This is a genomic window from Streptomyces sp. E11-3, assembly GCF_046540415.1.
GTDB lineage: Bacteria > Actinomycetota > Actinomycetes > Streptomycetales > Streptomycetaceae > Streptomyces.
In genome coordinates this window covers 1-1,752 of sequence record NZ_JAZGRL010000148.1, presented here as the reverse complement: position 1 = coordinate 1,752, position 1,752 = coordinate 1, and the positions used below count along the sequence as shown (strand labels likewise).

The 1,752-nt window shown below is 72.8% G+C and carries 2 protein-coding genes and 2 pseudogenes; 1 reads left to right on the top strand and 3 read right to left on the bottom strand.

Annotated elements, in window-relative coordinates; all coding sequences use genetic code 11:
* Window positions 1-37 precede the first annotated feature (37 nt).
* The 3 genes and pseudogenes from U9R90_RS35975 to U9R90_RS35965 all read right to left on the bottom strand — a co-directional run bounded on the left by U9R90_RS35975 (window position 38) and on the right by U9R90_RS35965 (window position 1,284).
* Window positions 38-253 (bottom strand): hypothetical protein, encoded by a 216-nt coding sequence (locus tag U9R90_RS35975; RefSeq protein WP_411061679.1) that lies wholly within the window; start codon window positions 251-253, stop codon window positions 38-40.
* Window positions 254-506: 253 nt separating this feature from the next.
* Window positions 507-848 (bottom strand): annotated as a pseudogene (locus U9R90_RS35970) (DUF6083 domain-containing protein); the annotation flags it as partial.
* A 172-nt stretch (window positions 849-1,020) separates the two neighbouring features.
* Window positions 1,021-1,284 carry a helix-turn-helix transcriptional regulator gene (locus U9R90_RS35965; protein ID WP_375921145.1) on the bottom strand — a complete coding sequence of 88 codons (264 nt, stop codon included), beginning with the start codon at window positions 1,282-1,284 and terminating at the stop codon, window positions 1,021-1,023.
* Between the two features lie 177 nt (window positions 1,285-1,461).
* On the opposite strand from U9R90_RS35965, the pseudogene U9R90_RS35960 reads away from it, so the two are divergent.
* Window positions 1,462-1,752, top strand: a pseudogene (locus tag U9R90_RS35960) (hypothetical protein); the annotation flags it as partial.

Sequence of the window (1,752 nt, the reverse complement as noted above, 5' to 3'; positions counted from 1 at the left end):
AAGACGGCCCTTTTCATTCGTACGAAGCTGGCCGCGTTCATGTGTACGCCGACAGCAGGAGGAGATCGAAGACCTGCCATCCGGCCAAAGCGAGATCGGCGGCGCCCGGGGTCGCGGCGTGGGCCGGGCAGCGCTGAGTGCGCCAGCGCAGCTGCTCGGCGTACGGCAGGCGGCTGAGGTCGTAGACGGCCATCAGGGTGGCGGGCAGGGCGAGTTGGCCGCGTTGCGGACTTGTAGGCAGAAGGGTCCACACGCCTTGAGGGGGCGTTGGGCGGGAGCACGGGCTGCGGGCAGCGGTGTCGGTGTCGGGTCTGGGCCACACACCGGATGTCCTCGATGGGGGTCTGAGCGAGGTAGCGGCCCAGCAGCAGCTGCACGACGGGACGGCCCCGGCTGGAGGGGGGTTCACCGGCGGGTGTGGGCGCGGCCGGGGTGAAGGTGCCGGTATCGATCAGGCGGCGGGAGCGGACGGCGAGCCGGCGACGCATCTCCTCGACGGCTGGGGTCAGCCGGCCGGTTGGGGTGCGGCGGGGGCAGAGCACCCTGTGCAGGATGCGGCACCAGGCGCTGCCGTCGCCGTGCGGGTGGGCGATGCCGCGGCTCACGTGCCAGCGGCAGGAAGCAGGCACCTGGGCGGTGGCCAGCTTCGCGGGGTGCAGGGCGATGGGTCGCTGGTCGGCGCGCTGGTAGAAGTCAATGCGGTTGCCGCACAGGCGGCAGCGGCCGCTCTGGCCGGCGCGCACTAGGCGGCTGGGGCTGGTGGCGGCCACCCGCAGCGGACGGCGCGTCGGTGTGGTGCGGGGGCTGCCGTCCCAGTGGCGGGCGGCGCAGGCGGGGTGAGTGCTCATAGCGGTGAACGTGCCAGGCGGCACGCCGCCAAACCGGTGCGGCAACACCCGCTGTCCAGCGAATGGCGCACTACAGGGGAACGCGCATGCGGCAGCGGGAACACCCGCTCGATGCCCGGTCACCGTTTCGGGTGATGTCGCGCCGCGGCGGCGGTGGTAACCGGTGGGCGGGTCAGGGTTGCGGCGTGCCGGACGGGGCGTGGTCGGAGCACAGCGTCCCGAGGAGCTGTTCGATGGGGACATCGAAGGCGTGGGCGATGGCATGCCAGGTGGTGACGCTGCCGGTGGTGCGGCCGTGTTCCAGGTCGATGAGGGTGCGGCGGGCCAGGCCGCTGCGGCCGGCGAGTTCGTCGAAGGTCCAGCCGCGCTCGCCCCTGAGCCGCGCGAGTTCGACGCGCAGCGCGAGGAGGTCAGGATCGGGCGGCAAGATCGTCACCCCACCATCCGACGGTGCAGAACCCTGCCCTGTCAGTGCAGACCTCTGCACTATTTGCTAGGGAAGGGGTGACATCACACTGCAGGGACCAGCGCTACGGTGCGGCCTGCTCCCGCCTCCTGCCGAGTGGGGTGCGGGAGTTCAGCGGCACGGATCGATCGGAGGACCACGAGCCCGATGAGGCTCTCCACCACGCGCGAAGCGGTGCAGCGCATCTGGACGGTGCGACTGCACCCGCAAGCCGGCGGCCCGCTGCTGGCCTGCCCTCATCCCCGCTGCGCGGCAGCCACTCCCCTGCCGGCCGCCTCCGCCCGGTCCGCGGCGCTGACACACCTGGCCCGTCATGCCCGGGCAGACGTGCTGCCCCCGCATCTGCGGACCTGCCAGTGCCGGGCGCGGGGGTGCGCCTGGCACCGGCCCCATCGCGGGTGCGCCGGGCCGGTGCTGCTCGCGCTGACCCGCGACCGC